The following is a 24,046-nucleotide window of genomic DNA, read 5'->3' as shown; positions in this document are numbered from 1 at the left end:
CCTGCCATCTCGGATGGATGTGGGGACATCGTGTGGGTTGAAGACTGGGCATCGGCCGCTGCTTGCCGTCAGGCTGCTCCTGATGAGCTGTTCGTGCGTGGAGCCGAGCAGAACAAGGCCAAGGCCGTGTGCGGGACCTGCCCGGTGCGCACCGAGTGCCTCGCCGAAGCGCTGGACAACCAGATCGAGTGGGGTGTCTGGGGTGGCATGACCGAGCGCGAGCGTCGCGCACTCCTGCGTCGCAAGCCGGCCGCCTCGTGGCGTTCGGTGCTCGAGGCAGCCAAGGCCGGTCACAAGGACGGGGCCCTGGTCTGAGCCCGACGGCCTGGGCTTGACGGCCCGGGCTCGACAGCCTGGGATTAGGTCCCTGACCGCGGATCATTGAGCTGCGTCCACCGTTCTGGGTGCACGCAACTCTGACGCCCGCTGGCTCAGTTCACGCTGAGCAGCTCGCCCACCGTGCGCAGGCCCGCAAGGTCGTGCACGTCGGTGGAGAGTGCCGGCACCACCGCCGTGGCCACCGCAGGGTGCGCCGCGCTGAACCGCTCCCGCAGCAGCTTCTCCCTGGCCACGATCCGGACCCGGTCCGCGTGCAGCCGCAGCAGGCCCGCCGGGAGCTCGGCATCCGAGTCCTGGCGGCGCAGTCGCTCCGCGGCAGCCATCGCCTCGTCGGCGCTCAACGTGGTGTTCGGGGCCGCGCTGGCCCGGTTCACGACGAGACCGGCCAGGGGCATGTCCTCACCGTTGAGCCGCTCGACGAAGTACGCCGCCTCGCGCAGGGCGTCCGGTTCGGGCGCGGCGACGACGAGGAACGCCGTACCGTCGGCCTGGAGCAGCTCGAAGGTCTTCTGGGCACGCGCCCGGAACCCACCGAAAAGGGTGTCGAAGGCGGTCACGAAGGTCTGCAGGTCCTGGAGGACCGAGGCGCCCACGATCTTCGTCAGGGCCTTGGTCATCATCGAGAAGCCGGCGGTCATCAGCTTGGCCGGGCCGCGGGCCGGGGCCAGCAGCAGGCGGATGAACTTCCCGTCGAGGAAGCTGCTCAGTCGCTCGGGCGCATCGAGGAAGTCCAGCGCCGACCTGCTCGGCGGGGTGTCCACGACGATCAGGTCGTAGTCACCGGTCTTCTGGGCATCGCCGTGGATCTGGCCCAGCTTCTCCATCGCCATGTATTCCTGCGTGCCCGCGAACGAGCTCGACAGGGCGATGTAGAAGGGGTTCTCCAGGATCTGCTTCGCCTTCTCCGGGCTGGCCTGGCCCTCCACGACCTCGTCGAAGGTCCGCTTCATGTCCAGCATCATCGCGTCGAGGGATCCGGTCCCGGACGTGATCCCGACGACCGGTCGCGGAGTGTTGTCCAGCGCCTCGATGCCCATCGACTGGGCCAGTCGACGGGCCGGATCGATGGTGAGCACGACGACCTTGCGGCCGCGCTCGGCGGCCCTCAGGGCCAGTGCTGCCGAGGTCGTGGTCTTGCCGACCCCGCCGGAACCGCAGCAGACGATGATCCCGGTGGCGGGGTTGTCGAGGAGCGCGTCGATGTCGAGCTTCGGCCCGGTGGACGCCTGCGACGACGAGGCCAGTGGGCCGACGCGGGTGTTCTTCGTGCTCATACGGTCCCTCCATTGCATGATCCCTGCGGTGCCTTGCTCCGGCACGCCTCGTTCCTCGGCGTACCTCCGCTGCGACTCCTCGTGCTCATGCCATCCCCTGTTCGCGCAGCGTGCCGGCGAGCTCGTAGAGCCCGCCCATGTCCACTCCCGACGGCAGCCGGGGCAGCTCGAGGGTGGGCACGCCCATCTCCTCGATCAGGGCCCGCTGCCGGTCCTCGAGCTGTCGGCGTTCGGCGTGGTGCCGGCCCTCCTCGAGGAGCCCGTCGATCAGGGCGTCGTCGACCTCGAGACCGACTCCGGTGAGGTCGTCGGCAAGGCCTTGCCGGTCCACGGTGCCCTCGCGGACCGCCTTGAGCTGGTCGGCGTTCAGGTCGCGCGGGCGGACCAGGTTGACGATCACGCCGCCGACGGGCAGCTGTGCGGCGTGCAGCTCGGCGATGCCGTCGGCGGTCTCCTGCACAGGCATCTCCTCCAGCACGGTGACCAGGTGGATGGCCGTGCGCGGGGACCGGAACAGGGTCATCACGGTGTCGGCCTGCTTCTTGATCGGCCCGGCCTTGGCGAGCCCGGCGAGCTCGCCGTTTACGTTGAGGAACTGGGCGATGCGTCCGGTGGGGGGAGCATCCAGCACGATCGCGTCGTAGTGCTGCCCGCCCTTGCTCGACGTGCCCTTCTTGCGGCCGTCGCGGGCGGCTTCGAAGACCTTGCCGGTCAGCAGCACGTCCCGCACGCCGGGGGCGATGGTGGTGGCGAAGTCGATCACCCCGAACCGGTCGAGTGCCTTCCCGGCGCGGCCGAGCTTGTAGTACATCGCGAGATATTCCAGCAGCGCCGACTCCGCGTCGATGTGCAGCGCGTGGACGTTGCCACGGTTGCCGTCCTCGTCGGGCAGTCCGGCGGCGATGCGGCGCTCCTCGTAGGGCAGGGGAGAGACGTCGAACATCTGGGCAATGCCCTGGCGTCCCTCGACCTCGCAGAGGAGGACTTCCTTGCCGCGACTGGCCAAGCTGAGCGCGAGCGCGGCAGCGACGGTGGACTTGCCGGTGCCGCCCTTGCCCGTCACGACGTGCAGCTCGACCTTCGGCCAGTCCCTGGTTGTGTCCCTGATGGTGGGTGTGCTCACGTCGTGATCGTAGTCATGCGGTGGGTCATCCAGGCCGAGACCGCTGGATCCGGACGGTCAGATCGTGCGCCTCCTGGAGCAGCAGGCGGCCCAGCTCTGGTTGCCGGTCGGCCTCGAAACGGCGCTCGATCCCGGTCAGGCTCAGCGCCCAGTGCGGTTGGGTGTCGGCGCCGAAGACGGCTGCGGCCATGCCCCAGCTGCCCTCGACGAGCAGCCCCGGGTTCACCGCCCAGCCGGTACGTCGGGTCTCGGCCATCCTGCGCTCGATCGCCGCCCGCGAGTGGGTCCGGCCGAATCGTTCGGTGAGCTCGTGGGCGACCAGGTGCTCTTTGGCCTCGCGCGCGGGGAGGTAGGACAGGATGGCGATCCCGGCCGAGGCGACGCCGAGGGGGAACCGGATGCCCTCGTGGAGCACGTGGGAGCGGATCGGGAAGCTTCCGTCCTCGCGGAGCAGGCAGACGGTCTCATCACCTCGCCGCGCGGAGAAGAACGCACTCTCCCCGGTGTCCTCGCTCAGTCGGCGCACGCTGGCGCGCGCCAGGTCGGTGACGTCGTACCGCTTGGCGGCCGTGGTGCCGAGCAGAAACATCTCCGGGCCGAGGGTCCAGTGACCCGCGCCGTCGCGGTCGATCAGGCCTTCGGCCTGGAGTGCGGTGAGCAGCCGGTGCGCGGTGGGCCGGGCCAAGTCGGCCTTCGAGGCGAGCTCGGTGGTGCTCAGGCCGCCCGGCTCGCCCTGGGCCGCGGCGCGCAGGATTCGTCCGATGCGTCCGACGAGCTGGTGATCCACACCGGAAGCCTAGCGTTCACTGAGTGAACGCCGGTGTCCATTGTCGTGCACGGTGCGAGCGGTTCGCCCCGGACCGTTGACGCGGCCGGGTCCGTGGTGACGCAATGGGGGTGCCCGCGCCCACCTCGCGCGAGCGTGCCCGCCCAGGAGCGTGCCCGGACAGGGCAGTGACCAGCAGGAGGACCAGTGGACAAGGTGATGGAGGACGCCGCGTCAGCGGTCGCCGACATCGAGTCGGGCTCGACCCTCGCGGTCGGCGGATTCGGACTGTGCGGCATTCCGTCGGTGCTCATCGACGCGCTGCTCGCCCAGGGCGCGGAAGATCTCGAAGCCGTCTCGAACAACTGCGGCGTGGATGACTGGGGTCTGGGTCGACTGCTCCAGGCCCGCCGCCTGCGTCGGATGATCTCGTCGTACGTCGGGGAGAACAAGGAGTTCGCCCGGCAGTTCCTCTCCGGTGAGCTGGAGGTCGAGCTGACCCCGCAGGGCACGCTGGCCGAGCGGATGCGGGCAGGCGGCTCGGGCATCCCGGCCTTCTTCACCGCCACCGGTGTCGGCACCCAGGTCGCCGAGGGTGGACTGCCGTGGAGGTACGACGAGTCCGGCAACGTCGTACTCGCCTCACCGGCCAAGGAGGTGCGCACCTTCGCCACCGCCGAGGGTGCCAAGCAGTTCGTGCTCGAGGAGGCGATCGTCGCCGACTTCGGACTCGTGCGGGCCTGGAAGGGCGACCGCCACGGCAACCTGGTCTTCAAGGACTCGGCCCGCAACTTCAACCCGCTCGCCGCGATGTGCGGGCGGGTCACCATCGCCGAGGTCGAGGAGCTGGTCGAGCCCGGCGAGTTGGACCCCAACCAGATCCACACTCCGGGCGTCTACGTGCAACGCGTGGTGGCGCTCACCCCCGAGCAGGCCGCCGACAAGCGGATCGAGAAGAGGACGGTGCGTTCCTGATGGCATGGACACGTGAACAGATGGCCGCCCGCGCCGCCTCCGAGCTGAGCGACGGCTCCTATGTGAACCTCGGCATCGGGCTGCCGACCCTGGTTCCCAACTATGTCCCCGAGGGCGTCGAGCTGGTCCTCCAGTCAGAGAACGGCATCCTCGGCGTCGGCCCCTATCCGAGCGAGGACGCGGTCGACCCGGACCTGATCAATGCCGGCAAGGAGACCGTCACCCTGAACCGTGGGGCCTCCTTCTTCGACTCGGCCACCTCGTTCGGGATGATCCGTGGCGGCAAGATCGACGCCGCGATCCTCGGCGCCATGCAGGTCTCGGCGGCGGGCGACATCGCGAACTGGATGATCCCCGGCAAGATGGTCAAGGGCATGGGCGGCGCGATGGACCTGGTCCACGGCGCCAGGAAGGTGATCGTGCTGATGGAGCACGTCGCCCGTGACGGGTCGTTCAAGATCGTCAACGAGTGCTCGCTGCCCTACACCGGCCTGGGCGTCGTACAGCGGATCATCACCGACCTCGGAGTCATCGACGTGATTCGAGCTGGCGATGGTGCAGACGGTGGGGCGCAGGACATGGGACTGAAGCTGGTCGAGCTCGCCCCCGGCGTCACCGAGGACGAGATTCGCGAGAAGACCGAGCCACCCCTGCGCTGACCCGTCGCTTGTTCACATCCTGATCACCGTGGAATGTGAACAAGCGACGGGTCGGCGGGGTGGGCCCGGGGTGATCTGCCCGGGGTGAGCCCGGGTCAGTCCATGGTGAGGCCGGCCGCGGGGGTGACCCGAGCGGCCCGCCGGGCCGGCAGCACGCAGGCCAGCAGCCCGGCCACGGCGGAGACCACGATCACCAGCGCGAGCTGTCCCCACGGCAGCGTCATCGACAGGTCATCGACGAACTGGCTGAGCATCGTCTCCACCCCCACCCAGGCGAACGCCACGCCCAGGGTGACCCCCATGACCGTGGCCACCACCGAGAGCAGCACGGCCTCGACTGCGAGCGTGGCCCGCAGCTGGCGTCGGGTCAGACCCAGTGCCCGGAGCAGCGCGTTCTCCCGCGCCCGTTCCAGCACGGACAGCCCCAGGGTGTTGGCGATACCGACCAGTGCGATCACGATCGCGATGCCGAGCAGGCCCACGATCGCCCCGGCGAGGACGTTGAGCTGCAGGTCGACGTACGCCCGCTTCTCCAGGGTGCTGAACACCTCCGCCCCGCCAGCGATGGCCTCGAGGTCACCCCCAAGGTCCTTGGCGTCCGCGGAAGCATCGGTACGCAGCCAGAGGGCCTGGGTGCTCGGGCGATCGGTCAGCGCCGCGAGTGTCTCCGGCGCGACCAGCGCGGCATCGCCCCAGTCGTCACCCGTGTTGAGGGTCAGGGTCCGACTCCGGTCGCCCACGGTGAGGGTGACCCGCTCCGTCAGCTCGACGCCCTCGATGAGGTTGTAGGGCAGGAAGATCGCGTCGGGATCGGGTGTCGCGAACATGGGTCGGCTGCGGAGCAGGGTCGCGCTGGGGCTCGGCGCCAGCACCGTGAGGTCAGCGATGCCTTCGACCTCACCGACGGTCCCGGGGACCTTCAGGACCTCGTCGACATCGTCCAGATCGCCCGCCCTGCTGGCCATCTCCGCATCGATCCCGTTTCCGCCCACCGCGGTGATCGTCGCGTCGACGGGGTGGTCGACGTCCATCTCCCGGTCCACCTCGGACCGCGCAGTCGCCAGGCCGGTGAGCACCGCGGTGGTGAGGGTGACGCCGATCAGCAGTGACGCGGTGGTGGCAGCGGTACGCCGTGGGTTGCGCACCGCGTTCTGTGCGGCGAGTCGGGCCGGGGCACCCATCACGCGCCCAGCGAGGCCGCCGATGAGGCTGATCAGCGCCGGCACGATCCGCGGACCGAGGACGAGTACGCCGACCGACGTGGCCGCCCCACCGAGCAACATCAGCGGCACGCTGGAACCCGCCATCGCGGCCGCCAAGCCTGCGATCCCGCTCGCGACCAGTGCGATGCCGAGGAGGAGCTGGAGTCGACCCGAAGCGGTGCGCGCATCGATGCCCGTGTCGGGTCGCAGCGCCGCCAGCGGGCTGACCCGGGTGGCCTTGCGGGTGGGCAGCCACGAGGCGGCGAGGGTGATCAGGACGCCGGTCAGGAAGGCTGCGGCATACCAAACCGGCGACATCTCTGCCCCGCCCATCCGTGCGCCCGGAGCGACGGCCTGGATCAGCTCGACCAGCCCGAATCCGATGCCGGTGCCGGCCAGCAGACCGAGCAGCGAGGCGACGACGCCCAGGACGAGGGCCTCCATCCGGATCGAGCCGAGCACCTGGCGTCGGGTCGCGCCGACGCAACGGAGCAGGGCGAAGTCCTTGGTCCGTTGCGCGAACAGGATCGAGAAGGTGTTGGCGATGACCAGGACGGAGGTGAGCAGGGCGATCCCGGCGAAGAGCAGCAGGACGAGGGCGATCACGTCGACGCCCTGGGTGGCCCTCTGGTGCTGCTCATCCACGTAGTCATCGGGAGTCTGCACCACCGCATCCGGATGGCTCGCGGCGAGCGCGGCGATCTGCTCGTCGACAGAGCCCTTGCCGGCCCACGCGACCGAGTCCACCATGGCCTCGTCGAGCCAGTGCTCGACCAGGGCGGCCTCGGTGACATAGATGCTGCACCACACCAGCGCCGACGGGCTGTCGACGGTGCCGACCACGGTGACGTCGTGGGTGTTGCGGCCACTGCCGATCGTGAGGACGTCCCCGATGCGGACGCCGTTGCCCTTGGCAGCGTTGGTGTCGACGACGGCTTCGTCGTCGGTCTTCGGGAGTCGCCCGGCGGTCAGTTCCTGCCACTGCAGGGACGCCTCGTCGGCCAGGGCACCGACGTCGGTGCCGTCGGTGATCTGCTTGCCGTCCTTGCTGACCGGGAGCCAGGCCCAACCGAGGACGGAGGCGTCGGCACCCTGACGGTCCGCTTGGCGCAGGATCTTCTTTGCGGTGTCTCCCCCGATCTCGGAGACCACGACCTCGGCGCCCCGGTAGGGCGCGTCGATGCCCGAGACCATGCCGGCCCGGGCACCGGAGGCCAGTGCGTTGGTGGTGACGATGAACGCGACCCCGATGATCACGGCGAGAGTCGCGGCGGCATACCTCCTGGTGTGGGTGCGCAGCGAAGCGAGCAGAACCGTACGCATCAGACGGTCCCGCCGCTCAGGGCTTCGCCGGTCAGTGCGCTGACGAGGCGCTCACGCGTCGGGTTCGTGAGGTGGCTGCGGACCCGGCCGTCGGCGATGACGATGACGTCGTCGGCGTACGCCGCTGCGTCCAGCTCGTGGGTCACCATCACCACGGTCTGGCCCAGTTCGCGCACGGAGGTGCGCAGGAAGCCGAGCACCTCGGCCGAGGTGGTGCTGTCGAGATTTCCGGTCGGCTCGTCGGCGAAGACGATGGCCGGGTTGCTGATCAGCGCGCGGGCGATCGCCACGCGTTGCTGCTGACCGCCCGAGAGCTGACTGGGCAGGTGGCCGAGTCGGTCGGTGATGCCGAGGACGGTCGCGATCTGGTTGTGGCGTTCGCGTTCGGGCCGACCGACCCTGCGGCCGGCGAGCTCGAGGGGGAGCAGGATGTTCTGGCCGGCGGTCAGCATCGGCAACAGGTTGAAGGACTGGAAGACGAAGCCGACCCTGTCGCGACGGAACTTCGTCAGGGCGGTGTCGTCGAGGTCAGCCAGGCGGGTGCCGTCGACGGTGACCTGCCCGGACGTGGCCTGGTCGAGTCCTGCCAGGCAGTGCATCAGGGTGGACTTGCCGGAGCCGGAGGGCCCCATGATGGCGGTGAAGCGGCCTGCGGGGAGGTCGACGTCGATGCCGCGCAGGGCGTGCACCTCGGTGCCGGCGCGACCGTAGGTCTTGGTGAGGCCTCGGGCGGTAGCGGCGTCCTGGACGCTGGAGTGTGTGGTCGTCTCGATCATGGCAACCATGCTTCTCGGATCGAGCGCCCGAGTCGTCACGCCGGCGGTTGAACCGTGGGTACGTCGTGGGGCCGATGTCGGCGGGCGGCGTACGACCCCGGTATGACGTCTTAGATCGCCGACCCGGCAGTTGTTGACACTTTGGGCGGTCAACAACTGCCGGGTCGGCGCGGTGGGGCGTCAGCAACTGCCGGGTCGGCGGGGTGGGGCGTCAGCCGACGAGGTTGGTCTCGTAGGCGAGCACGACGAGCTGCACCCGATCGCGTGAGCCGGTCTTGGCGAGCACCCGGCCGATGTGGGTCTTCACGGTGGCCTCGGCCACCACCAGGTCAGCGGCGATCTCGGAGTTGGAGCGCCCACGCCCGACCAGGACGAGCACCTCGCGCTCACGCTCGGTCAGGGTGCTCAGGCGCGCATCGGCGGCGACGTTCGCACCGGGCAGCGGCAGCGACGCCGCGAAGTGGTCCAGCAGCCGCCGCGTCGTGCTCGGTGCGACCACCGAGTCGCCGGAGTGGACCGAGCGGATGGCGTCGAGGAGGTCACCGGGCCGGGCGTCCTTGAGCAGGAACGCGGCGGCGCCCGCCCGCAGGGCCGCGAACGCATACTCGTCCAGGTCGAAGGTGGTCAGCACGATCACGCGGGGAAGCTCACCCCGCTCGGCCAGCTGGCGGGTCGCCTCGACGCCGTCCACGCGAGGCATCCGTACGTCCATCAGCACCACGTCGGCGGCGGTGACGGCCAAGGCCTCGAGCGCGCCCGCACCGTCCCCGGCCTCGCCGACGACCTCCATGTCGTCCTGGGAGTCGACGAGCATCCGGAAGCCGGCCCGCACCATCGACTGGTCGTCGACCAGGAACACCCGGATCGCTCCGGCCGAGCCCGACAGACTCATTGGCCGGCCAGCCAGTCGTCGAAGCTCGCGCCGCCGATCTCGACCTCACCGGAAGGAAGGTTGGTGCGATTTGCGAACGATCGCAGCACGCCCCCGACCGGAGGCAGGGTGAGCACGCGGGGTACGCCGCGACCCGCGTGGGTGCGGAGCCGGGAGGCGATCTCGGGAAGGGTGAACACGGCGGGTCCGGCCAGGTCGGTTGCGCGCCGGCACCCCTGTGGCCGGGCCTCCTCGGCATGATCGAGGAGCCGCGAAGCCACCCAGCGGGTCTCGACCGGCTGGCACGCCAGGCCGCGCACGCCCAGCGCGACGGGTCCCAGAGTCAGGCTGCGGGCCATGGTCGCGGCGAAGTCATGGAACTGCGTGGCCCGCACGATCGTCACCGGCCGGTCCGACTCGGCCAGGATCTGCTCTGCCTGCGTCTTGGCCCGGTAGTAGCCGAACGGGTTGCGGTCGCACCCGACGATCGAGATCTGAACGATGTGCGTGCCCGGCTCGATCGCCTGCACCAGGTGCCGGGTGCCCTCGATGTCGACCGGTGCGGGTTTGCGCGGATTGCTGGCGCAGTTGATCACCACGTCCGCACCAGCGAGCGCTTCGCTCAGGCCGCGCCCAGTGGCCAGATCGACCCCGTTGCGCCGGCTGATCGATGCCGTGTCATGGCCTCGGGACCGGCCTTCGGCGACGACGAGACTGCCCAGGGCCCCGGCCCCGCCGGTGACGACGATCCTCATGTCGGAAGTCTCGCAGACACGGAGAATCCTCCGCCTGGCCGAGGTCCGGAGATCACTGAGCCGCCGTGCACGAGGGCTCGTTCCCGCATTCCCACCAGCCCGAGTCCGCGGCCGTCGCTGAGCGCGGCCGCACCTCGTCCGTCATCGACGATGTCGATCGTCATCGTGCGCCCGTCCCAGCCCAGCCTCAGTGCCGCGTGGACGTCTGCGCCCGCGTGCTTGCGCACGTTGGTCAACGCCTCCTGGACGATCCGGTAGGCCGTCAGCGCCACCCCGTCGGCCACCCGGGGCCACGGATCGGGCAGGTCGGCATCGAGTCGCATCCCACCTGCTCTGGCCTCCTCGACCAGACGGGGGAGGTCCGGCAGTCCCGGCTGCGGAGCGGTGCCCGACTCCTCGGAACGCAGCAGGCCGAGCATCCGGCGCATCTCTGTCAACGCCTCACGCCCGGTCTCGGAGATCGTCTCCAGTGAGGCGGTGGCCCGACTCGGGTCCTTGGCCGCGGCATAGCGCGCACCGTCGGCCTGCACCACGATCACCGACAACCCGTGCGCGACCACGTCGTGCATCTCCCGGGCGATCCGGGCCCGCTCGTCCTGAACGGCCAGCAGGGCCTGCTGCTCGGCCTCGCGCTCCAGTCGCTCACCGCGCTCGATGAGTGAGTCGACGTACGCCGCCCGGGTCCGGCCCATGGTGCCGAGCGCCCAGCTGGCCACGACGATCGCGGCCACGGTGAGGAAGTAGGAGACGAACGCGGTGGCCCCGACCTCGAAGGGCCCGAGCCAGTCCAGCGGCCCGAGCACGGCCCCGGCCAGACCCGCGGCCAGGACCACACCACCCCAGCGGGCCGTGGAGAACCTGGCCACGGAGTAGATCACCACCGGTGCACTGAGCTGCCCCCAGGCCGGCAGGTCGGAGACCACCAACTGGAACAGGTGACCCAGCATCACGATCGCGGCGACCGGGACCGGGTGGGAGCGTCGCCAGAACAGCGGCAGCGTCTGGATGAGCACGATGAAAGCGACAACGGGCTCGAAGACGCCGAACGGAGTCGCCAGCAGCACCGGTGCGACCAGGAAGCCGGCGAGCGCACGGTCGAGCCAGCGCTCGCCCCGCTCACCCAGTCTCCACGGCTGCCGCATGCCAGTGACCCTAGTGCGCACCAGATGCGCCGGCGTCAGGCTGTGGGCGGATGATCCCTGCGACTCCGGGATGACCCGGCTTGGCGAGAGATCGCGCGCGTGAGCATCCCAGCATGCTTGGGTGGTGGGCGTGAGCGAGCCGAGGAAGCGCCGGGGCCTGGTCTGGTTGCGCCGCACCGTCATCGCGCTCGTGCTGGTCCTGGCCGTCGCCGCGGCCGGAATGCTGGTCTTCATGTCCACGCTCCCCGAGGACCACTTGGACGTCGTGGATCCCGGTCGTCTCGAGGTCGCCGAGGGCGCCCGAGGCACGTGGGAGATGGGGCCGGTCACCATCCGGGTCACCGACGACCAGCTCGTCATCGAGCGGGACGACGCCACGGTGTTCGCCTCGCTCGCCGGCACGTCCTTCGTCACCGGCGCCCGCGGAGAGGTGACTTGGCAGGAGCACCGCGGCTATTTCTGGGCCGACGTCGAGCTGGCCGACCGGCTCGGCAAGCAGAGCATCGACGAGGTCTCGGAGTGGGGCGACGAGGTGGTGCTCAACGGTGAGCTCGGCGGGGACGGTGAGCGGGCGGCATACTCCCTGACCCTGTCGCGCAAGGGCGACGCGGTGGTGGCCGACCTGGTCACCGACGGTGAGCTGGACGCGGTCGGCCTGGTCAGCGGACGCACGAAGGACGCCGGCGTGCACGGTTTCGGCGAGCAGTTCACCGACTTCGACCTCGACGGTCGGTTGCTGCCGATCGTGGACCGCGAGCAGGGGGTCGGGCGTGGAACCCAGCCGCTGACCTTCCTCGCCGACCTCACCAACAAGGCCGCCGGCGGGACCGAGCAGATGACGTATGCCGCGTGGTCGACGTTCGTGACCGACGACCTGCGCAAGGTGCGCCTCGATCCCGAGGTCGAGGAGTCGCACGCCTTCGCGGTGGCCGACACCCGCGACCCCGAGCGGGTGGGGTTGGAGGTCTGGGCGCCCAGGCTGCGAGCCGAGCTCTCCGCCGGAGCCAGCCCCACCGAGGTGGTCGCCCGCACCGACCAGGTCGCCTCGCCTCCACTGGCCGAGTGGACCCAGCAGGGCGCGGTGATCGGACTCCAGGGCGGGACCGAGAAGGTACGTCGTGAGGTGGCCGAGCTGCGCGAGGCAGGCACCCGCATCTCGGCGGTGTGGCTGCAGGACTGGACCGGCCAGCGCACCACGTCGTTCGGAGACCGGCTCTGGTGGACCTGGCAGCTGGACCGGGAGCGCTACCCAGACTGGGCCGAGCTGGTCGCGGACCTGGCCGAGCAAGGAATCCGTACGACGACCTACGTCAACACGTTCCTGGTCGACGCTGCGCCCAAGGACGATCCCGACATCCGCAACCTGTTCGCCGAGGCCAAGGCGGCCGGCCACCTGGTGGAGAAGGAGGACGGCTCTCCCTACCTGCTCGACCAGGGCGGGTTCGACGCGGCCCTGGTCGACCTGACCGATCCGGCGGCCCGCGACTGGTTCGCCCGCGTGATCGCTGACGAAGTCCTGGCCGACGGCGTTGACGGGTTCATGGCCGACTTCGGTGAGGGCCTGCCCTTCGACGCACGGGTCGCCGAAGGTGACGCGGCGACCGCCCACAACCAGTGGCCGTTGCTCTGGGCCAAGACGGTGCGCGCGGCCTGTGAGCTGGCGGACAAGCCCGACTGCGTGACCTGGTTCCGCGCCGGATCGAGCGGCATGGACGAGCACGCATCGTTGTTCTGGAACGGTGACCAGCTCGTCGACTTCGGCGCCGAGGACGGTCTCGCCTCGGCGCTGCTGGGCACGTTCTCCGCCGGCGTCTCGGGTTGGCCCCTGGTCCACTCCGACATCGGCGGCTACACCTCGATCAACGCCGTGATCCGGAACTACACCAGACCCGAGGACCTGCTCGAGCGCTGGACCGAATATGCCGCGTTCGGTGTCGTGATGCGCACCCACGAGGGCAATCGGCCCGCCGAGAACGCGCAGGTCTATGACTCCGCGGCGAGCGAGGAGGCGTTCGCCCGGATGACGCGCGTCTTCGCCGAGCTGGCGTCATACCGCCGGCCCTTCATCGAGCAGGCGCTCACCACCGGCGTACCGGTGATCCGGCACGGCTGGCTGGTCCACCCCGGCACCCGCGCTGCTGAGGTGGACACCCAGTTCTTCCTCGGTGACTCGATCCTCGTCGCGCCGGTGCTGGAGCACGACGCGGACACCGTCGAGGTGACTCTCCCGCCGGGCCGGTGGGTGCACCTCATCACCGGGAAGACCTATGCCGGCGACCGGACCCACACCGTCGACGCCCCACTCGGCATGCCGGCGGCGTTCATCGAGGCAGACCATCCACTCACCGGAGACCTCCGGACCCGGATCGCGCAGGCGCTCGAGGACTAGCTGTAGGAGGGCAGGACGTTCGTGACGCTGCCCCGGAGGCGGGCCGCTGGCGGTCGACCTCCGGCGGTGCTGTGGGGGCGGTGGTAGTTGCTCCCGCCGCCAGACCTCGATCAGCGCGACTACGTCTGCTGGAGTCGCGGTGGGGCTATGGCGGTGTTGACGCTGGGTCGAGCAGGCCGAGGTCGCCGTGACGACGCCATCTGTTGACCCACTTGCTCGCGCAGGCGCGGGATATGCCCATCTCGGCTGCGACATGGGCTATGGGCCTGGTCCTGCATCGCTCAATGAGTCGACGGCGCCCTTCAACGGTGAGCGGCGCATTCTTGTGCGTCACCGGGCCGCGCCGGGCGCGGACGCACGGCGTGCGGTGTCGCGGTTGTCGATGGCCTCGTGAACTTCGTCGATCGCCGTGCGGATGGTGTTGCCATACGCGTCGTCGGATAGCGCGGCGGCGTGCTGCTCGGCGTGGCGGATGTGCTCAGCGGCCGCGTCGAAGGAGCTCAGGCGGCGGAGGTTGTCGGCGATGTTGAGGTAGAGGCTCGGATAGAACCCGGCGACGTGGAGGCTGGCGTGGTGCTGCTGGGCACGTTCATCAGTGATGGCCTCGGCGGCATCGAGGGCGCGGACGTCCCAGATGAGCGCCTCTGCGGGATCCTCGTAGGGATCGGCCAAGTAGTGAGCAAGCGTGCAGCGGTGGAACGGGTCGCTCGCAACCCGATCTGGTGCCAGATGGCCAGCAGGTCGCGCCTGGCTGACTCGGGATCGCCCTCGCGTCCGAGGACCACGGCGTTCCCGATGGCCTCCATCGTCGGATCGGGCGCGGCTGAAGCTTCGGTCATGGGATTGGTCCAGTCCCTGTCATCTTGGTGGGCGGATAAGGTCGTCGAGCAGTCGTTCAGGTGGGGTCGTCCGGTCAGGACGGACCGGTGCGGCAGGGCATGACGAGCATGGTGAGGTCGCCTTCGTCGGCTGACCGGACAGTGGCTGGCTGGTCGGTGCCGCGGAGGTCGAGCATCAAGTCGTTGCCGAGCGCGTGGCTCAACGCGGGGTACAACGTGATCAGCTCGAACCAGAGGGTCAGATCGGGACCCGTGGCGGTGCCGTTCAGATCCACGACGGCACCCTTGGGCAGCAGGAGACTCGGCTGACTGTCAGCGACCCGCAGACCGACCTTCGCCGGCGCTTGTTCTAGCGCCTTGAGGATCTGCTGCGTCTCGACCGTGACGCGATGCGTCACCGCGGGGAGGGACCCAATCAGGAGCCCGTAGTCAGGGAAGACCTCTGTCAGCACGCGGCAGTGGGCCACGGCACCGTCGGCCGTGCGGAGGTCCAGGGTCCGCTCGCCCGCTTCCAGCGTCACGGTGAGGCTCCGCCGGAGCCGCGACGTGGCGGCCTGGAGGTCGTCTCCGGCCAGCGTCCCCGCCCAGGAAGCGGCAGAAGGCTGGCTGGTACCAGCGTCCGCGTGGCGAGGCGGTAGCGATCGGTCGCGGTCAGCGAGAGAGCGTCGGGGTCTGCTTCCAGGCGCACGCCGCCCAAGACCGGAATCTCGGGGTCGTGAGTCGTGGTGGCCAGGACCTGATCGACAGCCGCCGCGAGGACCGGGCCCGGCAGAACACACAGGGTGAGGTAGGCGCCCTCGCCGAGGAAGGCCTTGAGTGCCGCTGCGGTCTGCTGAATCCCCTCGGCCTCTGCAGTGGCCCTGGCTACCTGGTCGTCGATGAGCCGTAGGGCGTCCGCGGCGCTGGCCGTGAAGAACCGGCCGATCGTGGGTAGCGGCATTCCGATCTCGCGCAACTGACGCAACTGCAAGGCACGCACCAGTTGCGCCTCGCTGTAGAACCGGTACCCGCTCAGGGGGTCGACGCGCTCGGGACGAAGTAGACCGGCATCGTCATAGAACCGCAACGCGCTCGCAGTCAGTCCGGCGAGCTTGGCGAACGCGCCGATCGACATCAACCCTGGGTCAGTCACCTGAACATAGTCGGGCCTCAACCAACTCGAAGGTCAACCTCGGTGCCAGGCGTCAATAGCGTGTGGCCCCGCAACAGCTAGCGGTCGTGCTTGAGGGCTTCGCGCCGTGAGAGCCCCGAGAGCCGCGGGCCGCGCTCGGCCACGAACTCACGCACCCAGTCCGGATCGGTGCGGAAGTGGTCGCGCAGTGCCCAGCCGATCGCCTTGCGGATGAAGAACTCCCGCCCGTACGTCGACTCCGCGGGCGCGCTCCGGGTGGATCCGTCGAGGTTGGCGTCGATCGCATGGACGAGCAGTCGGCGGTCCAGGTCGCCGCGCAGGCTCACCTGGCAGATGATCGAGGCACGCCTGAGCCACATGTCGTCCTCGCACGCCCATGCCGCCAGCACCGGCGTGACCGCTTCGCGATGACCGAGCAGGATGCCGCGCACCAGATGGGTCGCGATGTCGTCGACGTGGTCCCACCACGCACCGTCGACGATGAGATCGCGGTGGAGGTCCAGGGTGTGCGGTTGCTGGTGCTCGCGATAGAGGCGATGACCGGCCAGGGTGGTGGCGGCATAGCGCTCCTCACGGAACGCCGCCCCGTCCCACAGCAACCGGACCGTGTCGTGCCACGACCCCTCGTCGTCGAGCCGGTGCTCGTCGAAGGTCTCGCGCAGGACCCGTCGCAACGGCACCGAGGTCACTCCGCGGTAGGGCATTGCCGACTTCATGTAGGCCTGCATCCCCGGGGCCTTGGCCGGGTCGGCCACCGCGGCGATACGGCGCCGGACCAGGGCGGCGAGCTCGGCGGGTGCGGTCATGTCGAGCACGCTAGCGACGACCACCGACTCCGCGCCCCGGAGCGCCCTGATGGCCGCTGCATCGGGGCGGTATGGTGCCGAGCATGACCAAGTGGGAATACCAAGTCGCGCCGATTCCGCTCCACAACGAGGGCCTCATGCTCAACAACTTCGGGCAGGACGGGTGGGAGCTCGTGCAGCTCACCACGAACGCCCAGGGCGGAATGGTCGCCTTCTTCAAGCGGCCGATCGAATGAGCGCAGTCGAGGACCGCCTGGCCGAGCTCGGCCTGAGCGTCCCGGAGGTCGCCAAGCCGGTCGCCGTCTATGTCCCGGCCGTCCGCACCGGCAACCTGGTGATGACCTCGGGCCAGCTGCCGATGCGGTCCGGTGAGCTCATCACCACCGGCAAGGTCGGCGGTGAGGTCTCCGAGGAGGAGGCCGTCGCCTGCGCCCAGCAGTGTGGCCTCAACGCCATCGCTGCCGTGAAGGCGCTGGTCGGTGACCTCGACCAGGTCAAGCGCGTGGTCAAGGTGGTCGCCTTCATCGCCTCCACCCCCGACTTCACTGGGCAGCCCCAGGTCGCCAACGGCGTCTCGGAGCTGCTCGGCAAGGCCTTCGGCGAGGCCGGCGTGCACGCCCGCTCCGCAGTCGGCGTACCGGTGCTCCCGCTGAACGCCCCGGTCGAGGTCGAGATCACCGTCGAGGTCTGAGGTGGACCCGACACTCACCCTGCCCCCGCACCTGATCGAGCAGGCCAAGAAGTTCCTCGACGGCTCCAAGGAGCCCGCGAAGCCACGCTCGGCCTCCACCGTCGTGCTGTTGCGCGAGGGCGACGCCCAGCCGGGCGGTCTCCAGTCCTACATGCTTCGTCGCCACGTCGGGATGGAGTTCGCAGCCGGGATGAGCGTCTTCCCCGGGGGCGGTGTGGACGATCGCGACTCCGAGCTCGACCCGGCGCTGTGGGCCGGCCCGAGCCCCGAGGAATGGGCCGAGCGGATGGGCTGCAACGCCGACGAGGCCAAGGAGCTGATCTGCGCCGCGGTGCGCGAGACCTTCGAGGAGTCCGGCGTGCTGCTCGCCGGTACGACGGACTCGGTCGTCGCGGACACCACCGGAGACGCCTGGGAGGCTGATCGAGCAGCCCTCGAGGCCCGTGAGCTGGTCTTCTCCGACTTCCTCACCAGGCGTGGGCTCGTGCTCCGCACCGACCTACTCGCCGTCCTCGGCGGCTGGTTGACCCCGATCTTCGAGCCCAAGCGCTACCTGACCTGGTTCTTCGTGGCGGCCCTGCCCGAGGGACAGGTGACCCGCGACGTCTCGTCCGAGACCGACAAGGTCGAGTGGATGGCGGTGCGCGACGCGATCAAGGCCGGTGACGCGAAGGAGATGCTGCTGCTTCCTCCGACGTACGCCACCTTGTGCGAGCTCTTCGACGCCCGTACGCCGGCCGAGGCGCTCGAACTGGTCAGCGCCGTCCCGTTCGAGATGATCGAGCCGACGTTCAACCCCGAGACCGGCCGGCTCGAGAGCAACGACCGGATCGTCGAGCTCGGCATCCGGGTCGGCAAGGCCGTGCACGCGTCATGACCTCGACCCAGGGCTGGTCCGGTGGCACGTTCGGCGAGCGCGCGCAGTGCGTGCTCGCGCCCAACGCCAACATGATGACGCTCGACGGCACCAACACCTGGGTGCTCCGCGAGCCCGGCGCCGCGCGCTCGATCGTGATCGACCCGGGGCCGTCGATCGCCAGCCACCTCGACGCCATCGAGGCCGCCTCCGGCCCGGTGGCGGCCGTCCTGCTCACCCATCACCACCACGACCACTCCGAGGCCGCCCGGGAGTTCGCGGAGCGGATGGGCTGCGGCGTACGCGCCCTGGATCCTGCGCACCAGCTGGGCTCCGAAGGTCTCGCCGACGGTGATGTGATCGCTGTCGATGGTCTCGAGGTGCACGTGATCGGCACCCCAGGGCACACCAGTGACTCACTCTCGTTCCACGTCCCCGCCGACGGTGCCGTGCTGACAGGCGACACCGTGCTGGGCCGGGGTACGACGGTCGTGGCGCATCCCGACGGAGAGCTCGGCGCCTACCTGGACTCGTTGGACCGCCTGCACCGGTTGGCCGCAGAGCACGAGCTGGCCGCCATCTGGCCCGGCCACGGCCCGGTGATCAACGATGCGCTCGGGGCGTTGGACCACTACATCTCGCACCGGCACCAGCGGTTGGCGCAGGTCGAGGCCGCGGTCGCGACGCTGCGTGCCGCGCCGCACCCCGAGGGGATCGCGGAGGACGAGTTCCCCCGCAAGGTCGTCGAGATCGTCTATGCCGACGTGGATCCGGTGCTGTGGGGCGCCGCCGAGATGAGCGTACGAGCGCAGCTGGCGTTCTTGGCGCGTCGATCCGGCTGACCCGGCACGTGCTCATCCGCACGCGTCCACCGCACGAGTAGAGTGGCCCCCGGTGTGCCGGGAAGACTGGTCGGCTCGTCGCGAGAGGCCTTGGTGCTGGCGCGGCGGATCCGCTGACTGCTACCCGAATGAGGCTCATGTCCCGTCTGCCCTTCCGTTTCCTGCCCGACCCGACCGCCCGCGAGGCGGCGCGGATCGGCGACATGCTGCGCCGCGACACCGTCGGCGGCATCCTCGCCCTCGCGGCGGCTGTCGCCGCCGTGGTGTGGGCGAACTCGTCGTTCGGTGACACCTATGAGCACCTGCGCGAGTTCGAGCTCGGGCCGCTCAACATCGAGCACTGGGCAGCCGACGGCGCGCTCACCCTCTTCTTCTTCGTCACCGGTCTGGAGCTCAAGCGAGAGTTCGTCGTCGGGTCGCTGTCGAAGGTCTCCGACGCCATGCTGCCGATCGTCGCCGCCGCCTGTGGGGTGGCCACACCTGCGCTGATCTATGCGTTGATCAACGTCTTCGGCGACGGCCACCTGGGCGGCTGGGCGATCCCGGCAGCGACCGACATCGCTTTCGCCGTCGCCGTCCTGGCCGTGGTCGGTTCGTCGCTGCCCAGCCAGCTGCGGATCTTCCTGCTCACCCTTGCTGTGGTCGACGACCTGATCGTGATCGTCATCATCGCGGTCTTCTACGCCGCCGGCTTCGACCTCGTCTCGCTGCTGATCGCGATCGCCTGCTGCGCCGCGTGGTGGGCCCTGCAGCACTTCCGGGTCTCGATGTGGCTGCCCTACGTGCCGCTGGCGATCGGGGCCTGGTGGTTCACCCACGAGAGCGGCATCCACGCGACGATCGCGGGCGTCGTACTCGGCCTGCTCACCCGCGTGCGCACCGACGACGGCGAGGAGGACAGCCCCGCCGAACAGCTCGAGCATGTCCTCGGGCCGTGGTCGTCGGGACTGGCCGTGCCGTTCTTCGCGTTGATGTCCGCAGGGGTGGTCATCGCCGGCGGTGCCGACCTGGTCAAGGACCCGGTGGTGATCGGGGTCGTGGCCGGACTGGTGATCGGAAAGCCGCTCGGCATCTTCTGCGGTTCGTGGCTGCTCACCAAGCTGACCCGCGCCGAGATCGATCCCGACGTGAAGTGGATCGACGTCTTCGGGATCGCGGTCCTGGCCGGCATCGGGTTCACCGTCTCGCTGCTGGTCTCCGACCTCTCCTTCACCGGCACCGAGCGAGAGGCGGCCAAGACGGCGGTCCTCTTCGGCTCACTGGTCGCAGCGCTGATCGGTGCCGCGATCCTGGTCTGGCGCAACCGGGTGCACCAGCGGGTCGGATCCGTCTCGGGGCCCTATGCCGACCCGTCCCCCGAGGACGAACAGCTCTGAGGCGGAGCCACCCCGCCCGCCCGGCCGTGTAGAGTCGCGATCGGACTGATCAGCAAGCCGAAACCCAGGGAGAGACCCGCATGTCCCTCGACGAGGTGAAGAGCGAAGAGCCGACCATCGGCCGACTCGTCGCAGACGCCCAGCGCGACATCTCGAGCATCATCTCCAACGAGATCAAGCTCGCGAAGTCTGAACTCAAGGTCAGCGTCAAGGCTGGTGGCACCGGGATCGGGCTGTTCGCCGCCGCCGGGTTCCTGCTGGTGCTGGCGATCATCATCTTCTCGATCTTCCTGGCTCACCTGATCCACTGGAACGGTGACGGCCTCGACCTGCACTGGGCCTACCTGATCGTCTTCGTCTTCTACCTGCTCCTGGCCGGCCTGCTGGCTTTCATCGGGCTCAAGAAGGTCAAGCAGGTCAAGGGCCCCGAGAAGGCGATCCACCACGCGCAGGAGACCAAGGCAGCGCTCAAGCGCTCCTGAGTCCCCCGACGCTCGGTTCTTGGCCCTAGATTTCACTGGTCGACGGCAGACGCCGACGGCGCGGTACGTCGTACCCGCGGGGAGTCCTTGGCGCACCGCTGGCGCGGCGAACGTCCGCCTCAGCCGGCGCAGTCGCCGGTGCTGACCCCTTCGCTGCGGGCCAGGCCCTCGGCGGCGGCTTGCTTGACCGCCTCGGCAGTGAGCGCATATCCGGTGTCGGAGTCGGTGACGGAGGCTGCGAAGATCACGCCCACCACGTCGCCGGCCGAGCTGACCACCGGTCCGCCCGAGTTGCCGGGGCGGATCAGCCCGCGCAGCGAGAAGACCTCACGGATCACCGTGCCGGTGCCATAGATGTTGGGGGAGCGGAGGCGCTGCTCGGCCCGGATGCGACCGGGCTGGACGTTGTAGGGGCCGTCCTGCGGATAGCCGAGGAAGGCGACGCCCTGGCCTGGCTTCCCGCCCTCGTCGAAGGCGAGTCGCGGACGCTCGAGGCCCGGCACCTTCAGCACGGCGACGTCGAGGTCCTTGTTGTAGTAGACGACGTCCGCGCCGAGCTTCGAGTCACCGACGAGCACCTCGGGGTCGTTCACGCCGGCCACCACGTGCGCGTTGGTCATGATCCGCTCGGGGCCATAGACGAAGCCGGTCCCCTCCACGCCGCGGCCACAGTTGTTGGCGCCGTGGATCTTCAGCACGCTCCTGGCGGCCTGATCGACGTCGGGGTCACGACCGATCCCCGGGGGGGGCGGCTCGACCTCGACGATGCGCTCGGGTGCGAAGGGCTCCAGGTAGCGCGGGAAGAAGCTGTTGCCGACCACGTTGTTGAACGCGTTGAGCGCCTCGCTGGCCCGGTCGGGCAGCACCCGGTCCACCTTGGCCAGGACCACCGACTCGCGCACCATCGGCGTGATCGGGCCGATCTTGGAGCCGGCCACCGCGACACCCAGCGCCCAGGCCACGACCAGCACCGCCACGGCGCTGAGCAGCGACCCACCGATCGCGTCCAGGGCTCGCGCCGGCTGCCAGGTGATCTGGTCGCGCACCTTGGCGCCGCCGTATTGCAGCAGCGCCTGGCCCAGGGTCGCGGAGAGGATCACGATGAACAGCGCACCCAGCGAGACCCAGACCGATGGCTCGATCCCCTCGAGCACCAACGGCGCGAGCCAGATGCCGAACAGGCCGCCGAGCAGAAGACCTGCCGTGGCGAACGCGCCGGTGACGAAGCCCTGCCAGTAGCCCGAGATGGCATAGGCGAGGACCAGGAGGATGACGATCAGGTCGAGTCCGTTCAACGGCCTGGTCCTTCTTGGAAGCGTGTGTTGGGCGGGGGAGTCGTCGGCTGGGGCTGGCCCACAAGCATGTAGTCAGGGATGTCGTGCACCCGGTCGGTGTCCCATTCCTTGGTCCACCCGACGTGGTCGAAGAGCCGGGAGATGATGCCGGCGGTGAATCCCCACAGGATGACGTCGCGGTTCTCGCCGATCAGGAAGCCCGGACCAAGCCAGCCGCTGCCGGGGTGGCGGACGTTGATCCGGTGCGTCGGTTCGACGAGGTCGCTGATCGGCACCCGGTGGATGGCGTGCACCTCCTCGATCGAGTGCGTGGTCACCGGCGAGGGCTCGGCCCACCAGCCGAGGATCGGCGTGACGGCATAGTTGCTCGGCGGCAGCCACAGCTCGGGCAGCTCGGCGAACAGCTCGACACCGTCGGGGTTCAGGCCGGTCTCCTCCCACGCCTCGCGCAGGGCAGCGTCGTACGCCGTCTCGCCCGGGTCGATGCCCCCGCCCGGGAACGACACCTGGCCGGGGTGGGAGCGCATCGTGTGTGAGCGCTCGGTGAGCAGCAGCTCGGGTCCGTGCTCGTCCTCGCCGAAGAGCATCAGTACGGCGCCGCGGCGCGGGTCGCTGCCCTCGGGAGGCATGAATCGGGTCAGGTCGTGGACGGTGATCGACTCCGCGCCCTGCCGGATCGGTTCGAGCCAGTCGGGGATCATTCGGTCACTCCCAAGTGCTTCTCCACCATGTCCTCGAGCTGGCCCAGGCTCTTGATCTCGGCATATTCCTGGTGGACGACCTTGCCGTTGGCATCGACGAGGACGGTGAACGGAAGTCCTCGGATGTTGGGCAGCGGATCCTTGAGGGCCAGCTCGGTCTGAGGATCGGCGAGCAGTGGATAGGTCACGCCGGAGTCGATCGCGAGCTGCATCGCGTTGCTGGTCTGGGTGTCGTTGTAGTCGATGCCAAGCACCGCGACCTTGCCGTTCCACTTCGCATGGAACTCCTCGAGCATCGGCATCTCTCGTCGACAGGGACCGCACCACGCGGCCCAGAGGTTGACCACCATCGGTCCGCGCAGGGTGGACAGGTCGACCGACTCGCCGCCGCCCAGGCAAGGGAGCGTGACCTCGGGCAGCCCCCCGTCCACGTGCTCGTCGGTGCCGGGCTCGCATTCGGCGATCTCGCTGTCGGCCTTCATGGCACGCAGCTCAGCGGTGTCGACGTCCACCTTGGCCTTGCCGGGGCCCTCGCCCGAGGGCGCCGTACAGCCAGTGGCCAGGAGCAGCGCCACCGCTGCCCCGGCGAGGAGGTTCTTCATGCAGGCCCCTGGGTCTTGACCAGGGCGGCGGCCGCCTCGGGGTCGACCGGGCCCTCGCCGAAGGACGGGCACCAGGTCGCGACCGGGCAGGCGCCGCAGGCCGGCTTCTTGGCGTGGCAACGACGACGACCGTGCCAGATGAGGTGGTGGGAGAGCATCGTCCAGTCCTGCTTGGGGAAGAGCGCACCGATGGCGTGCTCGACCTTGACCGGATCTGTCTCCTGCGTCCAGCCGAGGCGCCGGACCAACCTGCCGAAGTGGGTGTCGACGGTTATCCCCGGGACGTCGAAGGCGTTGCCGAGCACGACGTTGGCGGTCTTGCGTCCGACCCCGGGAAGCTTGACCAGATCCTCGAGGCGTCCGGGGACCTCGCCGCCGTGGTCGGTGACGAGTGCGGCGCTGAGCTTGAGCAGGGATTCGGTCTTGGCGCGGAAGAAGCCGAGTGGACCGATCACCTGCTCCATCTCGGCGCGGTCGGCCGCGGCCATCGTCGAGGCGTCCGGCCAGCGGGCGAAGATCGCCGGGCGGGTGGCGTTGACCCGGCGATCGGTGGTCTGCGCGCTGAGCACGGTGACGACCAGAAGCTCGAAGGGGTTGGCGAAATCGAGTTCACAGCGGGCGTCGGGATAGGTTTCTCCGAGGACACGGTTGACCTTCCGGGCCCTGCGGACCAGCGCGGTGTGTGATTGCGCGGGCTTCGCAGGAGTGGTCGACACGATCGACAGCCTACGTGGACGGACCGACACCGATGCGAATCTGGTCCCCGCTTCGCGGTTTGGCTCGTCGATGGTCCATGATGTGATGTGGACCACGGCTAGGATCGTGCCCGC

The 24,046-nt window shown here is 69.4% G+C and carries 26 protein-coding genes and 1 pseudogene; 10 read left to right on the top strand and 17 right to left on the bottom strand.

The genetic code is table 11. The annotated features are described in order from the left end of the window. Positions 1-30 precede the first annotated feature (30 nt). The gene (locus tag BJ980_RS18980; protein WP_425490308.1) at positions 31-315 is read left to right on the top strand and encodes a WhiB family transcriptional regulator; all 285 of its coding nucleotides are present in this window, start codon (positions 31-33) and stop codon (positions 313-315) included. 116 nt (positions 316-431) lie between these two features. Here the strand turns inward: BJ980_RS18980 and bagB are convergent, their stop codons facing one another. The 3 genes from bagB to BJ980_RS09775 all read right to left on the bottom strand — a co-directional run bounded on the left by bagB (position 432) and on the right by BJ980_RS09775 (position 3,523). Continuing rightward, entirely contained in the window at positions 432-1,613 is a 1,182-nt protein-coding gene (bagB, locus tag BJ980_RS09785; protein ID WP_179502115.1) for an ArsA family ATPase, read from the bottom strand. 85 nt (positions 1,614-1,698) lie between these two features. Next, a complete protein-coding gene (gene bagA / locus BJ980_RS09780; protein WP_179502114.1) occupies positions 1,699-2,736 on the bottom strand; it encodes an ATPase BagA in 1,038 nt (345 codons plus the stop codon). A 25-nt stretch (positions 2,737-2,761) separates the two neighbouring features. Then, entirely contained in the window at positions 2,762-3,523 is a 762-nt protein-coding gene (locus BJ980_RS09775; RefSeq protein ID WP_179502113.1) for an IclR family transcriptional regulator domain-containing protein, read from the bottom strand. 186 nt (positions 3,524-3,709) lie between these two features. Here BJ980_RS09775 and BJ980_RS09770 point away from each other — a divergent pair, with 186 nt between their 5' ends. Together BJ980_RS09770 and BJ980_RS09765 are read left to right on the top strand one after the other, a co-directional pair. Continuing rightward, the gene (locus BJ980_RS09770; protein WP_179502112.1) at positions 3,710-4,477 is read left to right on the top strand and encodes a CoA transferase subunit A; all 768 of its coding nucleotides are present in this window, start codon (positions 3,710-3,712) and stop codon (positions 4,475-4,477) included. Beyond that, on the top strand, positions 4,477-5,136 hold the full coding sequence (locus BJ980_RS09765; protein ID WP_179502111.1) for a 3-oxoacid CoA-transferase subunit B: 660 nt from the start codon (positions 4,477-4,479) through the stop codon (positions 5,134-5,136). Before BJ980_RS09770 ends, BJ980_RS09765 begins: the two co-directional genes overlap by 1 nt. 95 nt (positions 5,137-5,231) lie before the next feature. On the opposite strand, the gene BJ980_RS09760 is transcribed toward BJ980_RS09765, so the two are convergent. The 5 genes from BJ980_RS09760 to BJ980_RS09740 all read right to left on the bottom strand — a co-directional run bounded on the left by BJ980_RS09760 (position 5,232) and on the right by BJ980_RS09740 (position 11,205). Continuing rightward, on the bottom strand, positions 5,232-7,661 hold the full coding sequence (locus BJ980_RS09760) for an ABC transporter permease (RefSeq protein ID WP_179502110.1): 2,430 nt from the start codon (positions 7,659-7,661) through the stop codon (positions 5,232-5,234). After that, positions 7,661-8,437, bottom strand: coding sequence for an ABC transporter ATP-binding protein (locus tag BJ980_RS09755; RefSeq protein WP_246279952.1), 777 nt, complete (start codon positions 8,435-8,437; stop codon positions 7,661-7,663). The genes BJ980_RS09760 and BJ980_RS09755 overlap by 1 nt, the downstream gene beginning before the upstream one ends. Positions 8,438-8,648: 211 nt before the next feature. Further along, a complete protein-coding gene (locus BJ980_RS09750) occupies positions 8,649-9,329 on the bottom strand; it encodes a response regulator transcription factor (RefSeq protein WP_179502108.1) in 681 nt (226 codons plus the stop codon). Next, positions 9,326-10,063 (bottom strand): SDR family oxidoreductase, encoded by a 738-nt coding sequence (locus tag BJ980_RS09745; RefSeq protein ID WP_179502107.1) that lies wholly within the window; start codon positions 10,061-10,063, stop codon positions 9,326-9,328. Before BJ980_RS09745 ends, BJ980_RS09750 begins: the two co-directional genes overlap by 4 nt. Further along, positions 10,060-11,205, bottom strand: coding sequence for a sensor histidine kinase (locus BJ980_RS09740; protein WP_179502106.1), 1,146 nt, complete (start codon positions 11,203-11,205; stop codon positions 10,060-10,062). Before BJ980_RS09740 ends, BJ980_RS09745 begins: the two co-directional genes overlap by 4 nt. Positions 11,206-11,335: 130 nt before the next feature. Between BJ980_RS09740 and BJ980_RS09735 the strand changes: the two genes are divergently transcribed. Continuing rightward, a complete protein-coding gene (locus BJ980_RS09735) occupies positions 11,336-13,594 on the top strand; it encodes an alpha-glucosidase (RefSeq protein ID WP_179502105.1) in 2,259 nt (752 codons plus the stop codon). 92 nt (positions 13,595-13,686) lie between these two features. Here the strand turns inward: BJ980_RS09735 and BJ980_RS09730 are convergent. The 5 genes and pseudogenes from BJ980_RS09730 to BJ980_RS09715 all read right to left on the bottom strand — a co-directional run. Then, positions 13,687-13,928 (bottom strand): annotated as a pseudogene (locus BJ980_RS09730) (helix-turn-helix domain-containing protein); the annotation flags it as partial. Beyond that, the gene (locus tag BJ980_RS09725) at positions 13,925-14,266 is read right to left on the bottom strand and encodes a hypothetical protein (RefSeq protein ID WP_246279951.1); all 342 of its coding nucleotides are present in this window, start codon (positions 14,264-14,266) and stop codon (positions 13,925-13,927) included. The pseudogene BJ980_RS09730 and the gene BJ980_RS09725, both read right to left, overlap by 4 nt. A gap of 241 nt (positions 14,267-14,507) precedes the next feature. Continuing rightward, positions 14,508-14,954 (bottom strand): hypothetical protein, encoded by a 447-nt coding sequence (locus tag BJ980_RS18705; protein WP_218855462.1) that lies wholly within the window; start codon positions 14,952-14,954, stop codon positions 14,508-14,510. Beyond that, entirely contained in the window at positions 14,951-15,565 is a 615-nt protein-coding gene (locus BJ980_RS18700) for a DNA polymerase III subunit beta family protein (protein WP_218855461.1), read from the bottom strand. The genes BJ980_RS18705 and BJ980_RS18700 overlap by 4 nt, the downstream gene beginning before the upstream one ends. Positions 15,566-15,642: 77 nt before the next feature. Further along, the gene (locus BJ980_RS09715) at positions 15,643-16,371 is read right to left on the bottom strand and encodes a DNA alkylation repair protein (protein WP_179502104.1); all 729 of its coding nucleotides are present in this window, start codon (positions 16,369-16,371) and stop codon (positions 15,643-15,645) included. A gap of 83 nt (positions 16,372-16,454) precedes the next feature. Here BJ980_RS09715 and sp36 point away from each other — a divergent pair, with 83 nt between their 5' ends. From sp36 to BJ980_RS09685, 6 genes are all read left to right on the top strand, one after another. After that, entirely contained in the window at positions 16,455-16,607 is a 153-nt protein-coding gene (sp36, locus tag BJ980_RS09710; RefSeq protein WP_179502103.1) for a Sp36 family protein, read from the top strand. Further along, a complete protein-coding gene (locus tag BJ980_RS09705; RefSeq protein WP_179502102.1) occupies positions 16,604-17,062 on the top strand; it encodes a RidA family protein in 459 nt (152 codons plus the stop codon). Before sp36 ends, BJ980_RS09705 begins: the two co-directional genes overlap by 4 nt. 1 nt (position 17,063) lies before the next feature. Then, positions 17,064-17,939, top strand: a complete 876-nt coding sequence (locus BJ980_RS09700) for an NUDIX hydrolase (protein ID WP_179502101.1) — start codon at positions 17,064-17,066, stop codon at positions 17,937-17,939. Beyond that, the gene (locus BJ980_RS09695; protein ID WP_179502100.1) at positions 17,936-18,760 is read left to right on the top strand and encodes an MBL fold metallo-hydrolase; all 825 of its coding nucleotides are present in this window, start codon (positions 17,936-17,938) and stop codon (positions 18,758-18,760) included. The genes BJ980_RS09700 and BJ980_RS09695 overlap by 4 nt, the downstream gene beginning before the upstream one ends. A 137-nt stretch (positions 18,761-18,897) precedes the next feature. Continuing rightward, positions 18,898-20,136 carry a Na+/H+ antiporter NhaA gene (nhaA, locus tag BJ980_RS09690; RefSeq protein ID WP_179502099.1) on the top strand — a complete coding sequence of 413 codons (1,239 nt, stop codon included), beginning with the start codon at positions 18,898-18,900 and terminating at the stop codon, positions 20,134-20,136. 80 nt (positions 20,137-20,216) lie between these two features. After that, positions 20,217-20,618 (top strand): phage holin family protein, encoded by a 402-nt coding sequence (locus tag BJ980_RS09685; RefSeq protein WP_179502098.1) that lies wholly within the window; start codon positions 20,217-20,219, stop codon positions 20,616-20,618. A gap of 119 nt (positions 20,619-20,737) precedes the next feature. Here the strand turns inward: BJ980_RS09685 and BJ980_RS09680 are convergent, their stop codons facing one another. Genes BJ980_RS09680 through nth form a run of 4 tightly spaced genes read right to left on the bottom strand, consistent with a single transcriptional unit; the run spans position 20,738 to position 23,932 of the window. Next, positions 20,738-21,913, bottom strand: coding sequence for a MarP family serine protease (locus BJ980_RS09680; RefSeq protein ID WP_179502097.1), 1,176 nt, complete (start codon positions 21,911-21,913; stop codon positions 20,738-20,740). Then, positions 21,910-22,614, bottom strand: a complete 705-nt coding sequence (locus tag BJ980_RS09675) for an NUDIX hydrolase (RefSeq protein WP_179502096.1) — start codon at positions 22,612-22,614, stop codon at positions 21,910-21,912. The genes BJ980_RS09680 and BJ980_RS09675 overlap by 4 nt, the downstream gene beginning before the upstream one ends. Then, complete coding sequence (locus BJ980_RS09670) at positions 22,611-23,216, bottom strand: TlpA family protein disulfide reductase (RefSeq protein ID WP_179502095.1); 606 nt, start codon at positions 23,214-23,216, stop codon at positions 22,611-22,613. The genes BJ980_RS09675 and BJ980_RS09670 overlap by 4 nt, the downstream gene beginning before the upstream one ends. Further along, positions 23,213-23,932 carry an endonuclease III gene (gene nth / locus BJ980_RS09665; RefSeq protein ID WP_343047766.1) on the bottom strand — a complete coding sequence of 240 codons (720 nt, stop codon included), beginning with the start codon at positions 23,930-23,932 and terminating at the stop codon, positions 23,213-23,215. Before nth ends, BJ980_RS09670 begins: the two co-directional genes overlap by 4 nt. Between the last annotated feature and the right edge of the window lie 114 nt (positions 23,933-24,046).

It is taken from the genome of Nocardioides daedukensis, assembly GCF_013408415.1.
Taxonomy (GTDB): Bacteria; Actinomycetota; Actinomycetes; order Propionibacteriales; family Nocardioidaceae; genus Nocardioides; species Nocardioides daedukensis.
Note: the sequence above shows the minus strand (reverse complement) of the source record. Positions and strands in the feature narration are given on the sequence as shown.